This is a genomic window from Clostridium sp. BIOML-A1, from assembly GCF_009874105.1.
Lineage (GTDB): Bacteria > Bacillota > Clostridia > Lachnospirales > Lachnospiraceae > Coprococcus.
The window spans coordinates 1-25,555 of the sequence record NZ_WWTL01000020.1; the positions used below are offsets into that span (position 1 = coordinate 1).

The following is a 25,555-nucleotide window of genomic DNA, read 5'->3' on the forward strand; positions in this document are numbered from 1 at the left end:
CTACAGAACAACTTCCGCCTCCATAATAGTTGTCCTGTGTCTGATAAGTCTTCGTCTTTGCATCTGCCTGACTCGGATAAAGCATGCATCCTAACAGAACCGCAAATATGCCGATTAAAATTGCATATGATTTAAAAAAATGTTTCATATAGATCCATCTCCTTTCAATCTCACAAACTGTACACATTTTCTAACAGAACCACAAATCACCGGAACGCGACCTGTGGTTCTGTTCTATAATTGTGTTTCTACAGTTTTTTTATAGATAAGTTTTATAACTACCTCAACATGTCTACTTTACAACGACCTTGATCCGAGACTGTTCACCGTCCGGTGTAAATACTGTAATGATCGCTGTTCCTTTCTTCTTTGCTGTTACCTTACCCTTAGATGTAACAGTAGCAACTTTTTTCTTAGAAGATTTCCAGATCAGTTTTTTCTTAGAGCAGTTGTTAAAGATCGCACCTAACTGGATAGATTTCTTTCTCTTTAATGAAATGCTGATGTCAATGCTTGGTGCTTTGGACGGTTCAAATGTTGCTATATAGGTAGCCGTAAGCCGATCCGGATTTGCATCTGAGTTTGTATTCCAGATACGCACATAATAAGTACCTGCCTTCAGATCTCCCTGATCAAATTCGTCATTTGATATTTCAGGGCAAAGTGAAAACCTATATTCTCCATCGAGCATTCTCAAATTAGAATCATACAATTCCATATTTAAACTTCCATCCAGGCAATTTGCCATTGTAGATCTCAGGTAGAATTTTCCCTTTGACTTTAAAACGATTTTTAATATTCTTTCATTTGTGCCATCTAATGTGATCTGGTTATATTCACCAAGAGTAACCTTTTTAGCCACATCTTTCATGGACGCTGCCTCTGTCTTCATCGCCGGCGCTGCCGGTACGATACAGCAGATACCGATCACCAGAGCAAGTATCATGCTCATGATTCGTTTTTTCATTTGCTTTGTTTTCATTTTTCTGATCTCCTTTTCCTTTACACTATGTTTTCTTAAGTTACATTGCTTTTTAACTCTACTTATGTAAACTTCCCCGATGCCTGTAAAAAAGCATAAACATTATAAAAAAAAAACGGCTGTCAATAGTCCACAGAATTTTTCTCATTTTTTGTTTATATAGTTGAATTTTACCTATAAAAAAGTCCGGATACAGCATTTCTGCCATATCCGGACTTCTACTAAAATATACATGTTATCTGTTCTGCTTATGTTCTTATCCTATAATTGCCTTGATTTCAGCTTCACTTATCTCGGTTACATCCATGATCTGCTCTAAGTTGTAGCCTTTTTTATGCATTTTCAGGATAATATCAGCTCTTTCTTCAGATTTTCCTTCTAATCTTCCTTCAGACCTTCCAATGGCCTTGCCTCGTGCCTCGCCTATTTTTTCGCCTTCTGCCCTGCCAGCAGCTTTGCCAGCGATCATTCCAGCGGCTTCGCCCTTGGCATATCCCATTTCTTCTACGCCTTCACTCAGATTGCACATGATCTTCACCTCTTCCCTTATACTGTGTCTGTCTACCGGTATGTCATACTCCTGTTTCATAAGCTTCAATTTCTGTTCTGCCGTCATTGTCTGCGACAATAGTGTTCCAAGTAATCGATGCAGTTCATATCTTTCTTCCTTTGGTGGAATCTCCTTCGCCAGCCCAATCATCACGATATTAGGAATATCCAGATTTCCTTTCCAGTCCTGATCTCCAAGCAGATCATCTTTTACCATATGGATATGGCTTAGGCTGTTCTCTTTCATATTCATACAGATCCAGATGGAATACACCTGTTTGATCTCGTTATAGTCGGAACCTGTAAATTCCCGTTCTTTTTGGGATGACACCAGTCTTGCCGTATAGAAGATTGCCCGATTTAAGATATGATACTTCGTCGGTTCATTTTTCTGCGCTTCCAGATTGATGATCATTTTTGCCAGTCCATCTCGCATCCGTACATAGAAAATGATGTCAAAACACACTTTTCCCTCGTCTATCTCGGAGCTTTCTGTATTCAAGCCGACAATCCGTTCACCGGTTCCGGCATCTACCATTTCTTTGTTCGTTAGTCCGGGTTCTACCGGAACCTGACTGATATACGGTTCGCCCTCGATCAGCGAAGCGACCGTCTCTGCATCCATGCCTTTAAATTCGTCTACTACCCGTATCAGTATATGCGCCAATATGATCTTCTGACCCAGTAGCCGCTTGGCACAAGCATCATACTGTGCTTTCTGATCAGTAGCTTTGGAGGAATATACAATTTCGTTATCCATGTCCCATCTCCTTTCCCGATAGAACAGAATAACATGCATATTTTAGCTTTGTATATTGCCTCCGTCTCTCCATGTTTGATTGTAACGGATATCAGCGGGGAAAACAAGTTTAACCATAAAAAAATCCGGATACAGCATTTCTGCCATATCCGGACTTCTACTAAAATATACACCTTATCTGTGCCGTCTGCGCTCTTATCTTAATCTATTTATAACACCATCATCAAAGTTCCCAGTCCGATCAGTACACAGCCAATGATCGACTTCATCGTGAATTCTTCGTGCAGGAATACAAATGCAAGAATCAATGTAATAACGACACTTAATTTATCGATTGGTACTACCTTGGATGCATTTCCCATCTGAAGTGCTTTATAATAACACAACCACGATGCTCCGGTTGCAAGTCCTGATAAAATCAGGAACAACCAGCTTTTCTTCCCGATCGCGCTGATTCCGGACTGTGTATGTGTCAGGAACACCATGCCCCATGACATCACAAGCACAACTGCTGTTCGGATCGCTGTTGCAAGATTCGAATTTACTCCGTCAATACCTACCTTTGCAAGAATTGATGTCAATGCCGCAAATACAGACGACAACAATGCAAATACAAACCACATATAAATCCTTCTTTCTTCTTTTATTATCTTCTTTTTCATGCAACTGTGCAATCTATGAAATCTTAACTTTTTCTCTTAACTGCCTGTCGGTAAATGAAAAGTGCGGCAACTGCTGTTATCAGTTCTGCTACCCAGAACGCATTCCAGACACCGACAACACCAAAGATACGACTGAGTACAAATGCAGCCGGAATGATGACAACCACATAGCGAAGCAGGGAGATCATCAATGATGGCGTACCCTTGCCAAGTCCCTCTAATGCACCGGATGAAGTCACGGATACCGAAGAAACTATAAATCCGGCACAGATGATCCGAAGTGCCGTCGTGCCCTCCGTGATCGTTGCCTGATTATCCGAGAACATTCCGATCAATTTATCCGGAAAGATCAGACAGATCACTGTTCCAAATACCATGATCATACCAATGATCGTAAGTGTAATATTATAAATGCTGCGGACACGCTTATGCTCTCCCGCTCCGTAATTATAGCTAATTACCGGACGCATACCCTGGATCATGCCATTTGCAGGAAGGTATAAAAATGTCTGCAATTTATAATAGATTCCAAGGATCACGACATAGATCTGTGAATAGGTGCTTAATATCGCATTCAGTGCAGTTGTAAGCAGGGACGGAAGTGCCATATTAAGAATAGCCGGAATACCGATCGCATACAGCTTCCCTGTCAGACGATCCTCCGTATGCAGATACCGTCTGCCGATCTTTACGGATATCGGACGGAACACATAGACAAACAGATAGATCAACAGGGTAAACACCTGTCCAAGTCCGGTTGCAAGTGCCGCGCCCCCGATTCCCATTTTCGGAAATGGTCCGATACCGAAGATCAATAGGGGATCTAATACAATGTTCATCAGGCATCCACCACCAAGTCCGACCATCGTAACAACCATTCTTCCAACTGCCTGATAGATCTTCTCAAATGACAGATCAATGGAAATAATAACAGAAAATGCAAATACGATCATCGAATACTGAATTCCCATCTGAACAACCATCTCATTCGATGTGAACATCCGCAGAAATCCCGGCATGATCCGAATACAGACTACCATCATGATCACACCATGAACAACAGAAAGAAGCGTACCCTTTGACGCTGCTGCATTTGCCTTGTCCGGCTCCTTTGCGCCGAGATAGAACGCGATCACCGCATTGATTCCCACTCCAAAACCGATGGCTACCGCATTTACAAAATTCTGGATTGGAAAGACAAGCGACAGAGCTGTCATTGCATCCTCGCTGATCTTCGCTACAAAAAAGCTGTCCACAATGTTATACAAAGAATTGACCAACATCGATAATATCATCGGAAGTGCCATTGACAAAAGCAGCGGCAGCACCGGTCGTGCTTTCATAAATTCTTCGTTCATACATTTCTCCCTCTCTACATAAAAACGCCACACAGTTATAAATGGTTTCACTTATAGCTGTGTGGCGAAAAGATGACTTATTTATTATCCGGAAAAATCCACTTCATTCGTTTTCGTGGCTATTCTACCATATTTTTTCAGAATGTCAATAACTGCTTAGCGAATATAGTATACTCTGTTATCCTTTCTTGGAATAACATCAGGATACGCTCCATCCGTAAATCCAAGTGCGCAATGTCCGACACCGATATAGTCGCCGGTGATTCCAAGGCCTTCAAGGATCTGCTTTCCTTCTTCGCTTTCGAATTCTTCTTTTGCACGATGGATCCAACAGCTTCCGATTCCAAGATCATGTGCGGCAAGCATCAGATTTCCCATCGTCAGGCTTCCGTCATAGACAGCAGTCGGACAGGATGCATCTGCCAGTACGATCAATATAACAGGTGCTCCGTAAAATGGATCAAAGCCTTCCTCCCAGCCGCCGATCTTACGGTTCATCTCCATGATCTTATCCCGCATCTCTTTATTTGTTACCGCAATAATGATCGGAGACTGCAAGCCTCTGCCATTTGCAGCAAATGTTCCTGCTTCAATGATCTGATCCAGAACATCCGCCGGAACCATATCCGGTTTGAACTTCCGGATACTTCTTCTCGTCTTCATCTCATCCAAAACAACGCTCATCTTAAAATCCTCCTTATTACAACAAGCTCTTGCGGAGCTCTGCTCCGTCTTTTGCGCTTAAGTACGCCGGTGCTATATCGAATACAGTCTTACATCCGCTCTGTCCTTCTTTGTACAGACGGTATGCTGCTCTTGCATAAGCCACGATGACACAGGATGTGAATTCTGGATTGGAATCCAGCTTCAGGCTGTATTCGATCACATGATTATTTTCCAGATTCCAGCCGGTCTTACCGGAACGGATCACAAATCCACCATGAGGAATTCCACTGTGGTTTGCCTTTAATTCTTCTTCACTGATAAAGTGAACCGTCGTATCATAATCGGCAAAATAGTTTGGCATGTTCTTGATCGTTTCTTCAACTTTTACAGGATCTGCACCGTCCTCTAATACAACAAAGCACTCTCTTGTGTGCTTTTGTCTGGTTGTAAGTTCTGGATTCTCACCATTTCTGACTGCTTCCAGTGCTGCTTCTACAGGGATCGTATACTGCTTGCCATCCTTAACACCCTCTACACGACGGATCGCATCGGAATGTCCCTGGCTGACACCTTTTCCCCAGAATGTATAATCACGACCTTCCGGTAAGATCGCATTTGCATACATACGATTTAAAGAGAACATACCCGGATCCCAGCCTACTGAGATGATGCCGACATGACCATTCTTCTTTGCGGCAGCATCTACATTTGCAAAATGCTCCGGAATTCTTGCATGTGTATCGAAGCTGTCTATAACATTGAACATCTCTGCATACTTTGGTGTCTGCTCCGGCAGATCGGTAGCACTTCCGCCGCAGAGGATCATGACATCGATCTTATCCTTCCACTGCTCCACATCATTTACAGAACAAACAGCTGCTCCCTCTGTTAATATCGATACTGTCTCCGGTGCACGTCTGGTAAATACCGCTGCTAGCTCCATATCCGGATTCTGCTTGATCGCGCACTCAACACCCCGTCCAAGATTACCATATCCTAAAATACCTATTTTCATGTTTCATACTCCTTTGCAAAATTACTCTTCTTTCAGTTTAATGATTCAAAAAGAGCCTGTCAACTTTTTCATTGACAGACTCCCATTTCATTTTCTCAACAATATAATTCTACTTTAAACGGTCTTCCTCCGTGATCTCGCGAATGACTCTGCATGGATTTCCGGCAGCCAATACTCCCGATGGGATATCTCTCGTAACCACGCTGCCGGCTCCGATCACAGAACCGCTGCCGATCGTTACACCGCCACATACTGTTACATTTCCTGCCAGCCAACAGTTATCTCCGATCGTGATTGGCTTCGCATATTCCCGGTCTGTATACACGCCGTCTTCCCTCTTATAAATGTTACGCTCCTGAAAACGAAACGGATGCATCGGTGTCAGCAGAGAAACATTCGGTCCCATAAATACATTGCAGCCGATCTTAACAGGTGCACAGTCCAGACAGGTAAAATTAAAGTTCACATAACTGTTCTCGCCTATCTCGGTAAAGCAGCCATAATCGAACTGAACCGGTCCCTGAAGATATACATTCTTACCCTTATTCGGAATCAGCTCTGCCAGGATCTTCTCGCGTTTCTCATCTGTCTCAAAGCAGTCATTATACTCTTTACTCAACCGATGCGCATTCTGTCTTAATCGTATTAATTCATCATCAGATGGATCATAAACGGATCCTGCTATCATTTTTTCTCTTTCTGTCATCTTAATATGCCTCCGTATAAAAACATCGGAAACTTCTTATTCTATCTCAGCCCGTACCTCTTTTGTGATCGTTTCACCGCCATTCTGATACCAGTTCTCGACAAAACGGTCAAATTCATCGAGTGAACTCTCACCGGTTACAATCTTCAGATAGGTGTCACTTTCCAGATTCTCAAGGCTCCACCAGTCTGTAACCATCGTTTCCGTTTCTCCAAAATATAACGACTCTACTTTGTTCGTTCTTCCATCGTTTAAGATCTTACAGGCTGTGATACGGGAAGTATACGCCGCCCAATCTTCCGCACTGGCATTCTCCGCATCCTTCAGATATGATTCGCATGCCTCATAATAGGAATATTCCAGTACGTTCAGATCATCTGCGGATTTGTCCCCCGCAAATACATGATTCAGTTCTCCATAGCAGATCTGCAAAGCATTGTTGTAATCTACATTGATCGCAAACGGTCTGGCGGTAGGGTCTACATTTTCTTTATAATAATCGACAATCTCCTGATTGTCTCTGTCATTATACCGCAAATAGTCAAATAATACACTAACAATCTTACATGCAATCTCCGGATATTCATAACCCTTACGCACTACAATATACTTACCGGAAGGATTCTGTGTATGATAACTGGTAAGTCCGGATTTCTCTGTTGCGATCAGATAAGGCTGCCACTCAGCATCTTTATTCTGTTCCACTGCCTGCATCAGCGGGTTATTCGGTGCCCACCAGGGACCAAAGAAAGAACCGCATTGACCATCCACGATCAGCTCGATCAGGTTACTGCTCGTCCGCATCAGAAAATCCTGATCCAGAATTCCCTCTTTATACAACTCATGGATATGGGCAAGTGCCTCTTTCGCCTCTGGCTGAACCGAACCATAGACAACATTGCCGTCCTCATCATAAATCCACTGTTTCGGAAATGCACCATATGCAGCAAATATAATATCTAATGTGTATTCGCTGCTATAACCACAACCGCCGCAGAGACTGGTATCACATACAAGCCCTACGGTATTTCCTGCCCCATTATGTCCGGGATCTTTTTCTTTAAATTGTCTTATAATCTCTTCTACATCCGAGAGTGTTCTCGGTGCGGACAGCCCAAGTGCATCCATCCAATCCTTACGAAGCCAGATCAGATTCGGTCCGTCTGAGATATTCGTTTCCGGTATCGCCATGATCTTCCCGTCAAAGGTTACAACATCAAGGATATCCCGACCATAGCTTCCATATATGTTCTTGATCGTATCGCTCATACAGTTATTGTAGCTGTCTGTCAGATCTGCGATCATATCATTATCCACCAGATACTGAAGCTCATCCAGATCCTCCACGATCATCACATCCGGCAGATCATTCTGTGCGATCACCATGGTCACATTATCCGTATATTGCTCATCCATAGCCTCAAACACATCCTGATTTTGAACATTTAGCCTTTCATTCAACAGCCTTGTATAAGCATTATTTTCATACGTTTCGCCATCCGGAAGATTGGAATTATTTGCTCCGGACAGCTTACCCAGTGTGTAGGTAAGCTGTTCCGGATATTTTCCGTAAGGTGTCGTGCGGGCTGTATATAACGCAGCTTCATATTCTTCTTTTGTCTCTGCATTCTCCCGGGTGGAGGGGGTAGCCCCGGAATCACCGCATCCACATAAGATCAATAAATTTATAATCAGCACACATAAAATAATCTTTTTTAAATACGAACCTGTTATCATATACATTCCTCTGTTTCAACCAAACTATAAGCAAATAATCATATGATCCCTTAACCTTTTACACCACCGGAAAAGCTCTCACGATAACACTTCTGCATAAACATGAACAGAATGATAATCGGAATTGAGATCAGCACCGCACCGGCTGCAAAGGAATTGAACCACGGATACACATATTCTTTCTCTAACATATTCCAAAGTCCGATAGATACGGTATAGTAATCCTTATTTGCACGGCAGATAACCTTTGCAAATACGAAATCAATCCAAGGAGCAAGAAAGGAATTCAGAACCGTATATACAATGATCGGACGGCTTAACGGAATAATGATCTTAGTAAACGACTGCCATCTGGTTGCTCCGTCCAGATAAGCTGCTTCCTCGATCGACTTCGGAATCGTATCAAAGAAGCCTTTTGCAATATAGAACTGTAAGCCTGCACCACCGGAATAAACCAGGATAAGTGCAACACGGATCAAGGATCCTTCTGACAGTCCGATCGCCTTTAAGATATAATAAACTGCGATCATAGCCATGAATCCCGGGAACATACCAAGGATCAATGCTACATTCATAAATGGGCGTCTCAGTCGGAAACGCATTCTCGACATACAGTATGACATCGCCAATACAAATACTGTAGATATTATACAGGAGAAAATCGCAATAATCAAAGTATTCATGAACATCTTCGGAAAATTCAGGATACCGGTATCTGTAAATAACTTTGTGTAATTGCCAAGAGTATACGCCTTTGGCAGCAATGTAGAAACATACTGTCCTTTTTCTCCACGGAAGCTGATCAGAACGATCCACAGAATCGGGATTACCCAGATCACAGAAAGAATTACCAGTATAATATGAACAACGATATCCGATGGTGTAAGCTTCTGTTTTCCATTTATTTTCTTACCTGTTTTAGTCATTACTGGAATCCCTCCTCGTCTTTATAAGATGTTGTATTATGATAGGTGATCAGAGATACGATCGCAAGAACGATAAATGTCATGATACCGATAACCGCACCCAGATTATAATACTGATTATCAACTGTCAGCTTGTAGAGCCAGGTAACCAGAAGATCGGTCTTTCCTGCTGTCTTTCCAACCGGAATCGGTGCTCCGTTTGACAGAAGATAGATTACATTAAAGTTATTAATATTACCTGCAAAGGTCGTGATCAGATACGGAGCTGTTACAAATAACATATATGGAAGTGTGATCTTAAAGAAGATCTTCACCGGTCCGGCTCCATCCACTTTTGCGGCCTCATAGATATCTTCCGGTATACTTTGTAAGATACCGGTCACCTGCATAATGGTAAACGGAATACCGATCCAGATATTGATCACGATAACCATGATACGGGCAATGGTTGCATTGCTCCAGAACGGAATTGCATTGTCGATGATATGATGATTCAGTAATAAGGTATTTACGATACCATTCTGACTGAAGATCGTACGCATCAAAAGCAGGGATACAAACTGTGGAACGGCTGCGGATAACATGAAGATCGACCTCCACACACTCTTACATCTTGTTCCCTTTCGATTGATGACCATTGCAAGGATCATACCGAAGATATAGTTGGTAAATGTCGCAGCAACCGCCCATACCAGCGTCCATCCGAGAACGGACCAGAATGTACTTCCGACTGCGTCATTAAAATTCAAAATCTTGGCAAAGTTTTTCAGTCCTACCCAGTTAAACAATACCGTATGGGAATCCAGCTTACTGTAATTTGTAAATGCCATACAGATCATGAATACGAGCGGCAGGATCGTAAAGACAACAATCCCGAGTACCGGAAGTGGAAGCAGAAACATATGAAGGTTTTTATCAAATAAACTCTTAATATCATCTGTAAATCCCGGAACTTTCTTCCCTGCATCATGCAGGCACTGTGCACGATATGCGCTCTCGACACTGACTACCCAGAGGCATACAAATGCAAATATGATAAATACCGTGGCTACTCCATATAATAACATCAAAAGGGAATTATCACCCTGTGTATATTCAAATATGCCTTTCGCATCATTCCACACCTTCTCCTGTTCTGCTCCTCCCAGATGGAAGAAATCGGTCAGAAGGGATGCACCGTTTTTTATCATGAAATAAATAAATATGCTTTCAAGTACCAGAAATGATAAACCTTTTACAAACTGTTTTCTGACAATGTTTCCGAATCCCATGATCAGGAACGATAATCTGGTGATCCAGTCACCATTTCTCATGGCCTTGAAAACAGTATATTGATAATCACTTCGTCTTATTTTTTTCTTTTTGCTTACTGTCGCTTCAGCCATCCTGACACCTCCGTCTCAAAGTAAATGTTGCGTTTTTACGTCTCTTTCATAAAATAAAGTGTTCCACCACCCCTGTGGAAATGGAACACTCTATCTTATGATCTGTTTATTTTTACTCTGCTACATCTGTGTTCAATGATGTATTGAATGCTTCTGTCTGCTCAGCAGCATTATCATGTGTAACTTCACCGTTTAAGAGTGCCTTACCAAAATTCTCTGCCGGTGTCCAGAAGTTACTCATCTTAGGTACAAATGGCTGGATCATAGATGTATTGTTGAAGGTATCGTTCTGAGCTGTTACTAATGCATCATTCTTTACCGTATCACTCTCTAAAAGATTTGTGTTACAAGGAACAATGCTTCTTGCTTCATAATGTGACTGCTGTGATTCTTCGTTACCAAGGTACAGGGCAAGTGCTACTGCTACCTGTGGATATTCACAGTTTGGATTTACACCGATTGCCTTTGAACCGGCAAATGAAAGTAACTGCTTGTCAGATCCGCCGATCTTGGCTGTAGGCATAGCTGCGATTCCAAGATCATCACCAAGTGCATCATGTAATGCCTTATAATCCCATGAACCGGAAAACATAGCTGCGATAGATCCATCTGTCATACCGGAAATACCGACACCGGATTCATCATTTACAAAATTCTTATTTGCTACAAGATCTACAAGGTAATCTGTAACAGCCTTTCCATTATCTCCGCCAAAGTTGATTCCTGCGTCATTATCTGTACCATCACCGAATAATGTACATCCGTTTGCAAGATAGAATGCTGCATCATACCAGCTGTTTGTAAGAGGAAAAGCAACTTTTCCTTTTTCAAGCATTGTATCAAGGCTCTTTACATCGCTGTCTGAATATACTTTCTTGTTATAGTATAAAAACCATGTATTTGTTGTAAACGGAACACCATAGATTCCGCCATCTACTGTGATAGAATCCACAACTGCCTGTGAGTTTGTTGACTTTACATAGTCTGCTGTGCTTCCGCCTAACTCCGAGATTGCATTTGCATCGATCAGTGTCTGTAACTGGTCGTTTGCGAACATATATACATCTGCTGATGCGGATACATCCTGTGTTACGGTCTTTCCTGCATCTGCCTCGCTGCATGTACCATATTCAAATGAAAGATCCCAATTTGGATGTTCCTTATTAAATGCTTCACATCTTCCCTGAAGCCATTCACCATAATCCGGTGACTGATCCTCAGCAGGTCCCCATACTGTAATTGTTGCTTTAATGTTTTCTTCTTCTGCAGATGCATCAGTACTCTCTCCTGATGTTGCCTCTGCATTTGATGCTGTTGTGGAATCCTTAGATGTATCATCCTTCTTATCTCCACATCCTGCGAGTAATGACATGCACATAGCTCCTGCCAGTGCAATCGCTGCATACTTTCTAAACTTCATAACCGTTCCTCCTTTAAATAAATCATGTTTTTTTGTTTTTTAATACTTTTGCAGTACCTTTACCTTATGACATTATTATAAAAAGGAACCGTTTCACCGTATATATCAATAATTTCAGAAACATGTTGGTTTTTTATGAATGTTTGATTTCTGCATGCAGTTCTTTTGGAAAATGGATCGTGACAGTCGTTCCCCTGCCAACTTCGCTGTCGATACAAACCGCATATTCCGCGCCATAATACAGTTTGATACGTTCATTGACATTTCGCACACCATAGCCCTTCGAATCGGCAGTCAGTATCAGCTCCGCCTGTTCTTGGGTCATACCGACACCATTATCGGATACCGCAAACCGGATATCTTTATCGTCCTCTTTTCCACTGATGCGGATCTCTCCTCTGCCATCCTGTTTCAGATCTATGCCATGATGGATCGCATTCTCGAGGATCGGCTGTAAGATCAGGTTCAGTGTTTCATATTTTAAAATGGAATCATCGATATCATAGATAACATCGAAACTGTCATCGTGCATCGTAAGCTGGATATCCAGATATGCTTTGATGTTCGCGATCTCATCCCGGACAAGCAGGATATTCTTTCCCTTATTTAACGCTGTCCGGTAAAAGGTGGACAACGACAACGTGATACGACTGATATCCTCCTGGTCTGCCTCTAATGCTTTCCAGTTAATGATAGACAGGGAATTATACAGGAAATGCGGATTGATCTGCGCCTGCAACGCCCGCATCTCATATTCCTTTTCTTTGATCTTGCTTCGGTATACTTCATTGATCGTTGCATCCAGACGCTTCGTCATACTGTTATAACCATTGATCAGATCACCGATCTCATCCGTGCTGTCATTCTCAATCTCCATACCAAGATTCCCGGTTTCCAGATTGCGCATTTTCTTCTGAAGCTTACTGATACGTTTCGTTATGAACTCGGAAATTATACGGATACATGCGACTGCTGCGATCAGACTGACCAGGATTGCTGCTGCAGCAATTATTAAGATTGGCTGAATCGAAGAAATGATCAGTCGATCCGGCTTATAGATCCAGATCTTCCAGCCGGATGCCTTCGACTCCCGCTTAATAAACTGATAACCGGAATCCTTCTGCCCTACTGTTGCAAAGAACTGTTCCTCTGATAATTCATACGGCTGTTTTTCTTCTGTAAATACACTCTTTTTAAAGATGCAGTTACCTTCTGCATCCTCTATCACAACGCCATAATTATCAAATACCGTTTCGTTATTAAACGGCTGGAATACGCTGTCATAATCCACCCCTACATAGAGCAGACCCTTCGCCTTTTTCTGCTCCAGCATGGCCATGCGGTTTAACGAATACGCAGTCTTATCCTTCGCATTCACAATCCAGTGGATCTGGTTATCGTCAACTATTCCATAGTTCGTCTCTTCATTTTCAAGCGTGGTAATGGGGGCGATCGTACTGCCGTGCTTCACCTGACAGGCATCCGTGTAGATCGTTACCTGCTTTACATCATCATGAAAATACATAATAGAAGAAAGCAGGGGATCTATGACACTTGCCACCTGCTCATAATTCTGATATGTACTCTGATCCGAGCTTAAGATCTTCGCGATCGACTGATTATAGGATATATAATTAGAAAGATTGTTATAAATCTCTAACTCATTATCAAGCGCATCCGTCGTCTGTGTCAGATACGATTCCAAAATCATCGTTTCACGATCCCACAGGATCTTCTTCATCTCATGGTAGGTGATCGTCAGCGTGATCATGATCGGCAAAAAACCGGCAAGTATATAAATAACCAACAGCTTGCCGGATAATCGCAGATTCTGGAACCTTCTTTTTATCCTTTTATCTATCCGCTCTTTATGCATCCGCCTGTCCTCCGCTCTCTCTGAATTTCTGCGGACTTACGCCAAAGAACTCACGGAAGCTGGAACAGAAATAAGACACATTCGGATATCCACATGCCACACTGATATCTACGATCTTCGTCATGCTGTTCTCTAACATATCCTTTGCCTGTTCCATCCGATATGCCTTGATAAATTTACTTAGATTCTGTCCGGTCTCTTTCTTAAATACCGTACTTAGATAGCTCGGTGCGAGATGTACCATATCCGCCAGCATATCGATTCCAAGCTCGCTTCCATAGTTCCGGTAAATATACTGCTTCACCAGTTCTACTTCCCGATGCGCCATCTGTGTCTTTCCTGCAAAACAGGTTTCCAGTCTCCGGATTGCTTCTTCGACAAGCTCCGTCAACACCTGAAAATCTGTCGCCATATATAATTTCTCAATGTCTTTATTTAACTCTGCTTCGTCAGTCTCATCGATGCTTCCGTAGATATCCTTCATCAGATTCGAGAACAGGAACTTGATATAGATTTGGGAGTACTCTGTCTTATGTCTGTACTTCTCACAGAATCTCTGGAAATGCTCCCGGAGTGCTTCCACATCCTTCATCTTGATATCCTGTTTCATCTGCTTCATAAAGGTGTCATCATCGAACTGGATAATACCCGGAGTCTCGCCCTCCATGTTCGGATAAAATACATGGATCTCCGGATGGTAGAATTTGTTCTCCATCAGCACTTCGAGTTCTTCCATCTTATCTGCCACTTCGGACAGATCACCGATATCAGAGGATATCGCTATGTAACAGTCAGCATCATAATCGGCTTTGATGATCTTTACGATCTCATTTGCCTTACGGAGAATATTCATCTCATCCCCTAAGAATAAGATCTCCTGCTGCTGGTTCAGGTTCAGATATTGCAGGATTCCAATTGACTTTAAGTTCTCATTCTCTTTGAAATCCACCCCACGTCTGCCGAAGAAATCATGATTGAATTCCATCAAAAGCATATTCTTGAATTTACCAAGATCAAGCGATAATCCGGTGTATTCCTGTCTGAGCTTCGTAACATCCGTTCCGTTCAACAGCATATAGAGCGCATGCTCATATAAGAATTCCATGCTCTTATTCTTCAGCTCGTCCGAAGCCTTTGCTTCTTCCAGCTCATTTACAACCTTATTCAGGGTATTCTTGAATTCATTTGGATCGACCGGTTTTAAGATATAATCAACAACTCCCAGCCGGATCGCTTTCTTTGCATAGTCGAATTCATTGCATCCGCTGAATATGACTGTGCGCAGCTTTTTCTTTTCCTTCACAACATGGTCGATCAGTTGGATTCCATCCATGAAAGGCATCTTTACATCTGTAAGCAGGATATCAAAATCTTCTTTCTCCAGCTTCTCCAGTGCATCCACACCATTTACCGCCTCTGCAATCTCAAATTCCAGATTCAGTTTTTTTAAAAGAAACCGGATACCGTTTCTTTCTATCTTCTCATCATCTACGATCAATATCTTGTACATATCTATCAACGCCTTTCTATGGTGGAAATATATATCTTATTTTAACACATTTTACAGCTTCCAGATATCTTTATTATATTCTACGATCGTACGATCGGAGGAGAAGAAGCCTGCCTTGCTGATATTTACCAGAGTCTTCTCAGCCCAGCCCATACGATCTTCATAATCGGCAAGCACCTGTTCCTTTGTCTGAATGTAATCACAGACATCAAGAAGTGTCATAAACCAGTCTTTTACGATCAGCTCGTTATGAAGTCTGGCAAGTGATTCCTTCTGACCGATCGCAAGCAGCTCATCACTCACGATAAAGTCTACCAGCTTCTTAATCTCCGGCTTCTCATAATACTCTCTTGCCACATAGTCTGCCTTTGCATAGTGCTCGATCACTTCTTCACTGGATTCACCAAAGAAATAAATATTATCCTCTCCCACCAGTTCTCCGATCTCTACATTTGCACCGTCACGGGTTCCAAGAGTAACCGCACCGTTTAACATGAACTTCATATTTCCTGTTCCGGATGCTTCCTTGGATGCCAGTGAGATCTGCTCTGAGATATCGCATGCCGGAATGATCTTTGCTGCTTTTGATACATTATAATTCTCGATCATGACAACTTTCAAGTACGGACTTACCTCAGGATCATTGTCGATCAGCTCCTGCAGACAGAGGATCAGATGAATGATGTCCTTTGCGATCGTATAAGCAGGTGCAGCCTTTGCTCCAAATATAACTGTGATCGGAGTCTCAGGCAGATGTCCTTTCTTAATCTCAAAATATTTGTAGATCACCCAGAGGGCATTCATCTGCTGACGCTTGTATTCATGCAGTCTCTTGACCTGGATATCAAAGATCGAATTCTCGTTGATCTCGATTCCCTGTGTCTCTTTCAGGTAGTCCTTTAAGACTGCCTTATTGCTCTGCTTGATCGCAAGGATCTCTTCTAATACGTTCTTATCCTTGTAGTAAGAAGCCAGCTCCTGTAACTTATCGGCATCCTTCTTGTAATCCGGTCCGATCAGCTCTGTGATGTAGGCTGCCAGCTTTTCATTGCAGTGTAACAACCATCTTCTGAATGTGATACCGTTTGTCTTATTGTTGAATTTCTCAGGATAGATCTCATAAAATGGGTGTAGCTCTGAATTCTTCAGGATCTCGGTATGAAGATAAGCAACACCATTTACACTGTGGCTGTAATGCATATCGATATGTGCCATATGCACACGGGAATCTCCATCTATGATATAAACACGCTCATCCTTATAACGGTTTCTGACCTTTTTATCCAGCATACGGATCACAGGCATAAGCTGTGGAACGACCTTCTCCAGATAAGCAACCGGCCATTTCTCCAATGCTTCTGCAAGGATCGTATGATTGGTATAAGCACATACATCGGTTACGATCTCTGTTGCTTCATCAAAGGAGATACCCTCTTCCATCAACAGACGGATCAACTCAGGGATCACCATAGACGGATGTGTATCATTGATCTGAATGGCTGCATAATCTGCAAGATCATGAAGATTTGAACCTTTCTCCTTTGCCTCTGCAAGGATCAGCTTTGCACCATTTGCAACCATGAAATACTGCTGATAGATACGAAGTAAGTTGCCGGCTTCGTCACTGTCATCCGGATAGAGACAGAGTGTCAGGTTCTTCTTGATATCTGTCTTATCAAAGCTAATGCCAGCCGGCTCCATGATGCTCTCATCCACGCTCTCGATATCAAATAAATGCAGCTTATTTGTGCGGTTCTCATAACCTGTCACATCGATGTCATACATTCTGGACTGTACGGTACAGTTTCCAAACCGGATCGTGTTGCTTACATCGGTCTTTGTCAGCCAACTGTCTGCCTCGATCCATGGATTTGCAGTCTCCTTCTGGTAGTTATTCTCAAATACCTGCTTGAACAGACCCATATGGTAATTTAATCCGATACCATCTCCCGGAAGTCCGAGTGTTGCCATCGAATCAAGGAAGCAGGCTGCCAGTCGTCCAAGTCCGCCATTTCCAAGGGATGGTTCCGGCTCTACTTCTTCGATGTCATATATGCTCTTGCCGTTTTCTGCCAGCACCTGTTTTACTTCATCGAAGATTCCAAGATTGATCAGGTTGTTGGATAACAGCTTACCGATCAGGAACTCTGCCGATATATAGTAAACCTTTTTCTTGCCATCCTCTGTAACCTTGTCTTCTGCTAATTTCTTTGTCATATCAAGCAACGCAAAATAGATCTCCTCATTGCTGCATTCTTTGATCGTTTTATTATATTTTTTCTTACAAATCTCTGTTAACATTATATCCTCCTTACAAAAATACTGCTTCACAGCATTTCTTCCATATACTCTTGTTAATTCCCTTAATCTGTCTCTGATCTCGTCTGTAAATTCATCTTTCTTCATCCGCCAGCGCCAGTTTGTACCGATCGTAGACGGAAGATTCATCCGTGCTTCGTTATCCTTTCCAAGCAGATCCTGCATCTGAACGATAACTGTATCGGCAGGGCTCATATATAATACCTGCATCATCTTCTCCGGGATCTCCTGCTCATTTGCCGCTCCCAGATATTTCATCATAAATGTAAGATTGTCCTTTGATGCATTTTCGATATATCCTTTTAATGTGTCATTATCGTGTGTTCCGATATAGACAACGTAATTCTTTTCGTGATTATGCGGCGCATGTTCATTCTCCGCATTTCCGTCAAATCCAAACTGTAAGATCTTCATTCCCGGATAGCCAGATTCCTTCACCAGCTTCTGTACCTCCGGCACAACGACTCCCAGATCTTCTGCGATCACCTTTGCATTTCCTCTGGCACTGTCGATCGCATCTACAAGCTTCTTTCCCGGACCTTCCAGATAAAATCCGTTCTTTGGCTCTCCGTCTGCCGGAATATTATAATACCGCACAACCCCGATGAAATGATCGATACGGATCACATCATAGAGACTGGCTGATTTACGGATCCGGTTCTTCCACCAGGAGAACCCATCCTGTTCCATACGATCCCAGTCATATAAAGGATTGCCCCATTTCTGACCGTAATCGGAGAATGCATCCGGTGGACAACCGGCTACACACACAGGCTGTAGATCATGATCTAACTGAAATTGTTCTGTATTTGCCCATACATCTGCACTATCCAGTGCTACATAGATTGGAATGTCGCCGATCAGACTGATACCATGACGGTTGGCGTAAGATTTGAGTGTCTTCCACTGCTCATCGAATTTGAACTGAAGGAACATATAGAATCCGATCTCGTCGTGTAACTGTTCCCTGCACTTACGAAGTGCTGTTTCTTCTCTCTTTAAAACCGGTTCTTCCCAGCTTAACCATTCTTTGTTCTCATGGTCTGCCTTGACCACCATATAAAGGGCGTAATCCGGAAGCCAGTTTTCATTTTCCGTGAGAAATTCTGCATACTGCTTTGATGTCTCATGCTTTGATCTGCCATATGCTTTTCTCAATACCTCAAACCTTTGTCTGTACAGGCGGGCGTAATCGATGTCATCCGGCTGATCGTACCAGCTGTATGCATCTACCTCCTCCTGTGTCAGTAAACCTTCATGAATCAGAATGTCGAAATCGATAAAATAAGGATTACCCGCAAATGCTGAAAATGACTGATACGGACTATCACCAAAGCTGGTCGGTCCGATCGGAAGCACCTGCCAGTAACGCTGGCCCGCCTCCTTCAACCTGTCAACAAATTCATATGCCTCTTTCCCCAGAGATCCGATTCCATAAGGGGATGGAAGGCTGCTGATCGGCAGGAGGATTCCTGCGCCACGCTCTAACGCTTTCTTCATGTCTGATACCTCTTTATTAAATTTTCTATTGAACAGCTATCCATTCGCCTGCATTTAATAAAGGTAAAGGTAAGGTAAAGGTCGTATATTCGGAATGTCTGTTCTGGTTTGTATTCTAATATCTTTTTCGCGCGATTTCTTGCATAATAAGAGCATTTTATGATACTATTCTATCATTCACAACTTTGAGGTATTCTATCTTACCAAAACAGGTGGCATTTGAGACCGCCGGTCCTTAGATGGCGCACAAGCGGCATCTTAGTACCGTTGCAGGTCGAAACGAGCGGAAGCGTCCACCTGTTTGGTAAGGATAGAATACCTCAAAGTTAGGAAAGGGAGGTACATATATGAACAGTCTTGAATATGAAAATTATATGGAAACGAAGGCGCACGCCGATCCACTTTTCCCTTACAACACTTATCTGTGCTCGATACCGCTCGACTTCAATGCCGTTCCGCTCCACTGGCATCCATATATGGAAATCATCTATATTAAGAAAGGAAAAGGAAATGTAACAATGGATTTCACTACGCACTATGTAGAGGAAGGAGATATCATTCTGATACTGCCGGGAAGGATCCACGGCATCTCTCAGTATGCCTCCTATTCGATGGAATATGAAAATATCATTTTCTCTGTCGATCTGTTCCGATCCAGAAATCATGATACCTTAGACAGTGAATTCTTCCTGCCCCTGCTCTCCGATGAATTAAATATAAAGAGTATCTATGACCGTGACGATCCGTTATATGAAGCCCTGTCCTCCTGCCTGAACCGGGTAGATACCCTCTGTGCATCGACACCAAAGGGATACCGGCTCGCTCTGAAAAGCTGTTATTTTGAATTCTTCTATACCCTGTATGCACATGCAGAGCAAAAGGCAGAGACCTCAGACCGGAAGAATCATGCAAAGAATCTGGATCGTACCAAAGCGATCTTATCTTATATCGACCATAACTACAAAGAAGCAATATCCATTGCGGACATTGCTTCTTACTGTGGATTCTCTGAATCTCATTTTATGCGATTTTTTAAGAATACAATGGGCGTATCCTTTACCACCTATCTGTGTGATTTCCGGTTAAATATCGCAGCCAGACTTCTTGTCACAACCGATGACAGCATCCTGTCCATCGCAGAAAGCTGCGGTTTCTTTAACCTGTCCTATTTCAACCGAACCTTCAAGAAGAAATATGGTGTCACACCCGGAGAGTATCGAAAACGGTAACTAATCCGGTAACATCTATAGAGTATCGGAAGCAGTAACCACTGGAAAATACACCCGAATCTCACAGCCGCCTGTGGCTTCATCAGAGGACACGTCCAGCTCCACATTTAGATCATGCGCCATTTCTTTTGCAAGGTAAAGTCCCATACCGGTTGCTTTCTTCCGCCTGTCACCGGAATCTCCGGTAAAGCCTTTCTCGAATACATACGGAAGATCGCAGGCTTTGATACCCATGCCATTATCCCGGACAGACAGAATGATCTTCTCCTGCTTTCTGATACAGGAGATCCGGAGCTTTCTATCCTCCCCTTTGCTGTATTTGATCGAATTACTGATAAACTGTCCAAGCATAAAGGCAAAGCCACGTTTATCGGTAAATAATGTGTTCTCCTTTATATCAAGCTGAACCTGTATCTTCTGTTCTTCTAACAGTGGTGCGAAATCCTCCAGCACTTCTTTTATACAGTTTTCCGTATCGACCGACTCAAACCTGTAATCTTTTCTTGCCCCCTTTAAACGGGCATAGTATAACATCTGGTCGATATATCTCTGCATCTGACAGTTGATCCGGTCAAGCTTGCATACCACATCTTCTGACAGCTCGTCTCTGTGATTGTCCAGCATAAATGTCAACAGGGCAAGCGGCGTCTTTACCTCATGCGCCCACGCTTCCACATATTCCTCATAATCATTTAGTTGTAACTTCGTCTGTGCGCATTGATCCATCTGCTCATGCAATACCTGACTGAAGCTTCTGATCTCCACCTGCAGATCCTCCGCGTCATGAAGCAGTTGTTCCTCATGATAGGAATCCGGCATTGCAAGGAATTCATCAAATGCTTGCTTCCGTTTTCTCTCTTTCTTTGCCAGATAAAGAACAGCCGTTACAAATACCAGCAGGCTGAACAGAATTACCGATATTGCGATCACATAAAATGCCTGTGCATCGATCAGCCATAACAGCAGGATACTGAACAGATCAAGCAGTCCGATGATCCCCAGCCAGAATCTATTCTGTTTTATGATCTGTCCGATCTCCTTTACGGATATATGTTCCATCTCTACCTCTCCAACGTCTGCCCGACAAAACGATATCCGACGCCACGCACAGGAAGAATCTGCTGTGGCATATCAAGATTTGCCATTGTCTTTTTCAGTCTCGTAAGATTCACCTGCAGGGCATTTTCATCGATGAATTCTGCCGTTCCCCATAAGGCGATACAGAGTTCCTCTTTCGTCACGATATCCGATCCATGCTCTAAGAATATCTCAAGGATCTTGCCCTGATTCTGCGCCAGGATAACAGACTGGTTATGAATGTATAACGTATAGGTCTGGCGGTCAAGGAGGAATCCATTTCCTTCCAAAAGGTTATTTCTTCCCTCGTACCGTTTCAACACATTGGATACTCTGGCAAGCAGACGTTCTTTTCTGCAAGGCTTCGTCAGGAATTCATCTGCACCCAGATCTAAGGCATGCAGTTCATCCTGAAGCTGATCCCTCGATGTCAGAACCAGAACCGGTATAGAGCTTTTCTGCTTCAGTTCCCGGCAGATCTGGAATCCACCCATGCCCGGCAGATTCAGATCAAGTAGCACCAGATCCGGGGATGCCGCAAGGATAGCTGCTGCCGCATTCTCAAAATCCGTGATGCCGCTGGTCCGATAGCCCGCCTTCTGCAATATGGCTTCCAGTTCTTCCCGCATCATATCTTCATCTTCTACCACTGCTATATGCTTCATATCTACTCCTCATCTATCAGTCAAGGTTTCACGCTATCGCCATTGATCTTCATCTGCTCTGAATCTATTCCTCTCGCTCCGGTACCATCAGGGTAAGAAGATACCGGTTGCTTGACCGTTTTACAAATGCCATATAGATGCATTCTACCACACAGAGCAGTAAAATCATAGCCGCAGCAAGCAGCATGGCATCTCGGATACTATTTGAGATCATACCGGAAACCAGTGTAAGGACGGCGCGCACACCGAAGATACTGCTGATGCCTGCAACGACAACCGGCATACCAAAGTACCAGTTGATCTGCTTCTTTGCGGAACGGCAGAGCAGTTCATAGGTTGCTCCAAGCCGGATCAGTGTCTTATATCTGCGGCCGGATTTTTGCTGTCCCATCAGGAACTGTACCCCGATCACGGTATTTGCAATGATCAGGAAAATGATCGCCAGATAGATTGTGATATAACTTGATGCTACGATATAGAACATCCGTCGTCCCATATTTTTCAGATAACTTTCATAAGTAATATTCTTCGATGCAAAATCGATCTGCGCAAGCTTATCATTCATCTGCATGATCGACTGAAGCAGGTTATCTCCCTTGACCTTTGACTGATCCAGCACACCATTCAGATAGATCGTGCTGTCCCATGTATATTTGTCAAATATTTCATCCGGCACGATCAGGGCAAAGGATAACGTAATTGCCCGATCTGTGACAATCGGTGTGTTCTGTATCTTACCGGTCAGATACATCTTATGATCCAGATATGCCACCTCCGGGCGGTCTGCCAGAATATCATTTATATTCTGATTCATACTATCCGATGTAAATTCCAGACTCTTAAATACTGCCGCCTCATCGTCAGCCAGCGTGAGCGGTTCTTTTCCTGCAAGTTCGAGTACATGATTATATCCACTCAAAGAGATCAGATATGGATATGACACATATTCCAGATTGTTAAGCAGAATATCTTTATCCTCTGAATCCGGCAGTTGTTCTACCCTGTTCATGACTGATGACAGATCAAATACATCGTAATCATCATTTGCACCCGGAATAAGATGACCGACCCGCACCTCAAACAGATCGGAGAAATCCTGCTCCAGTCCGTTGTCTGTCAGAAGTTTTTTTACATTTTCCACACCCTGTTTCTGATCTTCTTCGTAATTTTCAAATGTATAATCCATGATATGGATATTTCCCTTTTCATTTCCATAGGAAAATGCGATCACGATTCCTGCTCCAAAACAGCAGAGAGCTGCAAGGATCAGAATAGAACTGATCGATAAGGTACTGGATTTTCTTATGACATTTTCCTGCACCTGACGGAAGTTAAATACCCGAAGGGCAGCTCCCCCATGGCTGTGTCTTGCCAGACGGTCGATAAAAAACCGCATGCCATAAAATAAGAGCAGCATACCGACAAAACCGATCAATACTGTCTCAGACATCTTACGAAGTGTCGTCCATGATATTCCTCCGATCGCCATGCTGTATGCCACAGCCAGACAGATAATACCGAGAACGAAACTTACTGCATAGACACCAGCCGGGAACTGCTTCTTTGTTCCCTCCAGTGTATCAACTAACAACGCACCGATCTCCTGTCCCGCGATCTTCCCACTTAAGATCAGGAATGCAACCAGCTTGATCACCAGAAATCCAACAGCAGTGATTATGATTGCCTGAATGGAGAATGTTACCTGATGTCCGACGATCCCAAGTCCTACACATTTGGCTGTAATCAGACTGATCAGTTCGGATAATAAAATAGCGATCGGAAGTCCTGTTATAAGTGCTGCCAGACTGCTTCCTATATCTTCTGCAAGAAGCATCCCGAAAAGCTTGCTTCTCCTCATTCCCATCATCAGGTAGACGCCAAATTCATGTCTTCTTCGTTCCAGTTGGAATTTGCTTGCATAGTAGATCAGGAAGAATAAGATCACAAGTGTCATTACAAAAAATGCAGGTATGATCTGGAACAGACGATCTACCGCATCACTCTCCATTTTCTTAAGGAATACCATAACATCCTGTGAAGAAAGTGACAGGATAATATAGAATGCCACGATGGATATTACTAACGAGGAGAAAAATAAACCGTTTTCTTTTCTGCTTCGTTTACTGTTTTTTCGGATCAGTTTAAAGAACATTTGCACTGCCCCCTCCCAACTGTGCCATAACCTGCAGGATTCTTTCATAGAACTGCTGCTGTGTCTCTGCGAGCAGATCCCGTCTTAACTCATGGAAGATCACGCCATCCTGAATGAACAGGATACGCTTGCAATAGCTTGCTGCATTGGAATCGTGTGTTACCATCAAAACCGTTGCCTTCTCATCCCGGTTAAGACCGGCTAATTTCTCCATCAAAGCTTTGGCATTTCTGGAATCAAGTGCTCCGGTCGGTTCATCTGCCAGAATGATGCCCGGATTCAGGATCAGCGCTCTGGCTGCTGCCAGTCTCTGTTTCTGACCGCCTGACATCTGCGATGGGAACTTATCCAGTACCTCTGTGATCTCCAGATATTCCGCTAACTGCTCCAGACGTTTTCCGCCCTCTGCCTCTGATATGTTATGGATCGACAATGGAACCATGATATTCTCACGTCCGGTCAGATTATCCAACAGTTCAAAATTCTGGAACAGGTATCCGATCTCCTTGCCACGGTATCCTGCCAGCTTCTTGCCTTTCAACCTCTGGATCTCTGTACCTTTCATCCGGATCTTGCCGCTGTCCGGCTGGATCACTGTTGCGATACAGTTTAATAACGTTGATTTGCCGGAACCGCTGCTTCCCATAATTCCTAAAAACTCACCCGGCATCACCTGAAATGTGATTCCGTTCAGTGCCTTTGTCTGGTTCGGCTCCTTGCCATAATATTTTTTCAGATCTTCTATCTCTAATAATGCATCCATGCTGCCGCCTCCTTGTACTTTCTTAATTGCTGTTGTCTGGCTTCTTGCGGGTATGGTATTATTTTTCTTGCTTTTATACCCGCTATTGCCTGGCTCCTGAGGGTATTATATTAGCTTTCTTGCTTTCATACCCTCATCATGTTACTTTTGTGGGTATGATATTCTTTTTCTTACTCCCATACCCACTACTGCCCGGCTCCTGGGGGTATTATATTGGCTTTTGAAGTGGTAATCTAAAAGTAGACACCAACCCTATTATTGTAGACAATACTTTTTAGTAAGAGTATCATCAAATCAT

At 43.0% G+C, this 25,555-nt stretch carries 19 protein-coding genes and 1 pseudogene; 1 reads left to right on the forward strand and 19 read right to left on the reverse strand.

The features are described 5' to 3' along the window. Positions 1-292: 292 nt before the first annotated feature. The 15 genes and pseudogenes from GT641_RS13260 to malQ form a co-directional block, all read right to left on the reverse strand. On the reverse strand, positions 293-982 hold the full coding sequence (locus tag GT641_RS13260; RefSeq protein ID WP_243143777.1) for an Ig-like domain-containing protein: 690 nt from the start codon (positions 980-982) through the stop codon (positions 293-295). 256 nt (positions 983-1,238) lie between these two features. Beyond that, the gene (locus GT641_RS12540; protein WP_243143778.1) at positions 1,239-2,291 is read right to left on the reverse strand and encodes a hypothetical protein; all 1,053 of its coding nucleotides are present in this window, start codon (positions 2,289-2,291) and stop codon (positions 1,239-1,241) included. Between the two features lie 209 nt (positions 2,292-2,500). Beyond that, positions 2,501-2,914, reverse strand: a complete 414-nt coding sequence (locus GT641_RS12545) for an EamA family transporter (RefSeq protein ID WP_117822326.1) — start codon at positions 2,912-2,914, stop codon at positions 2,501-2,503. A gap of 62 nt (positions 2,915-2,976) precedes the next feature. Beyond that, a complete protein-coding gene (locus tag GT641_RS12550) occupies positions 2,977-4,311 on the reverse strand; it encodes an MATE family efflux transporter (protein WP_161117720.1) in 1,335 nt (444 codons plus the stop codon). Positions 4,312-4,467: 156 nt separating this feature from the next. After that, positions 4,468-4,995: a nitroreductase gene (locus tag GT641_RS12555; RefSeq protein ID WP_117785620.1), complete on the reverse strand. Its 528-nt coding sequence runs from the start codon at positions 4,993-4,995 to the stop codon at positions 4,468-4,470. Between the two features lie 16 nt (positions 4,996-5,011). Then, positions 5,012-5,992, reverse strand: coding sequence for a diaminopimelate dehydrogenase (locus GT641_RS12560; RefSeq protein ID WP_008399795.1), 981 nt, complete (start codon positions 5,990-5,992; stop codon positions 5,012-5,014). A gap of 109 nt (positions 5,993-6,101) precedes the next feature. Then, positions 6,102-6,698, reverse strand: coding sequence for a sugar O-acetyltransferase (locus GT641_RS12565; protein ID WP_119962474.1), 597 nt, complete (start codon positions 6,696-6,698; stop codon positions 6,102-6,104). Between the two features lie 36 nt (positions 6,699-6,734). Further along, positions 6,735-8,435, reverse strand: a complete 1,701-nt coding sequence (locus GT641_RS12570; RefSeq protein WP_243104361.1) for an extracellular solute-binding protein — start codon at positions 8,433-8,435, stop codon at positions 6,735-6,737. A 50-nt stretch (positions 8,436-8,485) separates the two neighbouring features. Beyond that, positions 8,486-9,361 (reverse strand): sugar ABC transporter permease, encoded by an 876-nt coding sequence (locus GT641_RS12575; RefSeq protein WP_008399798.1) that lies wholly within the window; start codon positions 9,359-9,361, stop codon positions 8,486-8,488. After that, a complete protein-coding gene (locus GT641_RS12580) occupies positions 9,361-10,746 on the reverse strand; it encodes a sugar ABC transporter permease (protein WP_021943343.1) in 1,386 nt (461 codons plus the stop codon). Before GT641_RS12580 ends, GT641_RS12575 begins: the two co-directional genes overlap by 1 nt. 112 nt (positions 10,747-10,858) lie before the next feature. Then, positions 10,859-12,166, reverse strand: a complete 1,308-nt coding sequence (locus GT641_RS12585) for an extracellular solute-binding protein (RefSeq protein WP_119962477.1) — start codon at positions 12,164-12,166, stop codon at positions 10,859-10,861. Positions 12,167-12,299: 133 nt separating this feature from the next. Continuing rightward, positions 12,300-14,042 carry a sensor histidine kinase gene (locus tag GT641_RS12590; protein ID WP_008399801.1) on the reverse strand — a complete coding sequence of 581 codons (1,743 nt, stop codon included), beginning with the start codon at positions 14,040-14,042 and terminating at the stop codon, positions 12,300-12,302. Continuing rightward, entirely contained in the window at positions 14,035-15,552 is a 1,518-nt protein-coding gene (locus tag GT641_RS12595) for a response regulator (RefSeq protein WP_161117721.1), read from the reverse strand. The genes GT641_RS12590 and GT641_RS12595 overlap by 8 nt, the downstream gene beginning before the upstream one ends. Positions 15,553-15,603: 51 nt before the next feature. Next, positions 15,604-17,853, reverse strand: a complete 2,250-nt coding sequence (locus GT641_RS13265; RefSeq protein WP_243143779.1) for a glycogen/starch/alpha-glucan phosphorylase — start codon at positions 17,851-17,853, stop codon at positions 15,604-15,606. Positions 17,854-17,901: 48 nt separating this feature from the next. Beyond that, a pseudogene (gene malQ / locus GT641_RS13270) lies at positions 17,902-19,371 on the reverse strand (4-alpha-glucanotransferase); the annotation flags it as partial. Positions 19,372-19,718: 347 nt separating this feature from the next. On the opposite strand from malQ, the gene GT641_RS12605 reads away from it, so the two are divergent. Next, complete coding sequence (locus tag GT641_RS12605; protein WP_161117723.1) at positions 19,719-20,600, forward strand: AraC family transcriptional regulator; 882 nt, start codon at positions 19,719-19,721, stop codon at positions 20,598-20,600. Between the two features lie 15 nt (positions 20,601-20,615). Here GT641_RS12605 and GT641_RS12610 read toward each other — a convergent pair whose 3' ends face one another. From GT641_RS12610 to GT641_RS12625, 4 genes are all read right to left on the reverse strand, one after another. Continuing rightward, complete coding sequence (locus GT641_RS12610) at positions 20,616-21,659, reverse strand: sensor histidine kinase (protein ID WP_161117724.1); 1,044 nt, start codon at positions 21,657-21,659, stop codon at positions 20,616-20,618. Between the two features lie 2 nt (positions 21,660-21,661). After that, positions 21,662-22,342, reverse strand: a complete 681-nt coding sequence (locus GT641_RS12615; protein ID WP_161117725.1) for a response regulator transcription factor — start codon at positions 22,340-22,342, stop codon at positions 21,662-21,664. A gap of 64 nt (positions 22,343-22,406) precedes the next feature. Next, a complete protein-coding gene (locus GT641_RS12620) occupies positions 22,407-24,494 on the reverse strand; it encodes an ABC transporter permease (RefSeq protein ID WP_161117726.1) in 2,088 nt (695 codons plus the stop codon). Beyond that, positions 24,484-25,257 carry an ABC transporter ATP-binding protein gene (locus GT641_RS12625; protein WP_008399808.1) on the reverse strand — a complete coding sequence of 258 codons (774 nt, stop codon included), beginning with the start codon at positions 25,255-25,257 and terminating at the stop codon, positions 24,484-24,486. Before GT641_RS12625 ends, GT641_RS12620 begins: the two co-directional genes overlap by 11 nt. Positions 25,258-25,555: the final 298 nt, after the last annotated feature.

Excerpts from the sequence above, each read along its gene's own strand:
- GT641_RS12575 (WP_008399798.1), bottom strand. The coding sequence starts at position 9,361 with ATGACTAAAACAGGTAAGAAAATAAATGGAAAACAGAAGCTTACACCA.
- GT641_RS12595 (WP_161117721.1), bottom strand. The coding sequence starts at position 15,552 with ATGTACAAGATATTGATCGTAGATGATGAGAAGATAGAAAGAAACGGT.
- GT641_RS12625 (WP_008399808.1), bottom strand. The coding sequence starts at position 25,257 with ATGGATGCATTATTAGAGATAGAAGATCTGAAAAAATATTATGGCAAG.
- GT641_RS12580 (WP_021943343.1), bottom strand. The coding sequence starts at position 10,746 with ATGGCTGAAGCGACAGTAAGCAAAAAGAAAAAAATAAGACGAAGTGAT.
- GT641_RS12560 (WP_008399795.1), bottom strand. The coding sequence starts at position 5,992 with ATGAAAATAGGTATTTTAGGATATGGTAATCTTGGACGGGGTGTTGAG.
- GT641_RS12540 (WP_243143778.1), bottom strand. The coding sequence starts at position 2,291 with ATGGATAACGAAATTGTATATTCCTCCAAAGCTACTGATCAGAAAGCA.
- GT641_RS13260 (WP_243143777.1), bottom strand. The coding sequence starts at position 982 with ATGAAAACAAAGCAAATGAAAAAACGAATCATGAGCATGATACTTGCT.
- GT641_RS13265 (WP_243143779.1), bottom strand. The coding sequence starts at position 17,853 with ATGTTAACAGAGATTTGTAAGAAAAAATATAATAAAACGATCAAAGAA.
- GT641_RS12555 (WP_117785620.1), bottom strand. The coding sequence starts at position 4,995 with ATGAGCGTTGTTTTGGATGAGATGAAGACGAGAAGAAGTATCCGGAAG.
- GT641_RS12610 (WP_161117724.1), bottom strand. The coding sequence starts at position 21,659 with ATGGAACATATATCCGTAAAGGAGATCGGACAGATCATAAAACAGAAT.
- GT641_RS12565 (WP_119962474.1), bottom strand. The coding sequence starts at position 6,698 with ATGACAGAAAGAGAAAAAATGATAGCAGGATCCGTTTATGATCCATCT.
- GT641_RS12570 (WP_243104361.1), bottom strand. The coding sequence starts at position 8,435 with ATGATAACAGGTTCGTATTTAAAAAAGATTATTTTATGTGTGCTGATT.
- GT641_RS12620 (WP_161117726.1), bottom strand. The coding sequence starts at position 24,494 with ATGTTCTTTAAACTGATCCGAAAAAACAGTAAACGAAGCAGAAAAGAA.
- GT641_RS12590 (WP_008399801.1), bottom strand. The coding sequence starts at position 14,042 with ATGCATAAAGAGCGGATAGATAAAAGGATAAAAAGAAGGTTCCAGAAT.
- GT641_RS12585 (WP_119962477.1), bottom strand. The coding sequence starts at position 12,166 with ATGAAGTTTAGAAAGTATGCAGCGATTGCACTGGCAGGAGCTATGTGC.
- GT641_RS12615 (WP_161117725.1), bottom strand. The coding sequence starts at position 22,342 with ATGAAGCATATAGCAGTGGTAGAAGATGAAGATATGATGCGGGAAGAA.
- GT641_RS12545 (WP_117822326.1), bottom strand. The coding sequence starts at position 2,914 with ATGTGGTTTGTATTTGCATTGTTGTCGTCTGTATTTGCGGCATTGACA.
- GT641_RS12605 (WP_161117723.1), top strand. The coding sequence starts at position 19,719 with ATGAACAGTCTTGAATATGAAAATTATATGGAAACGAAGGCGCACGCC.
- GT641_RS12550 (WP_161117720.1), bottom strand. The coding sequence starts at position 4,311 with ATGAACGAAGAATTTATGAAAGCACGACCGGTGCTGCCGCTGCTTTTG.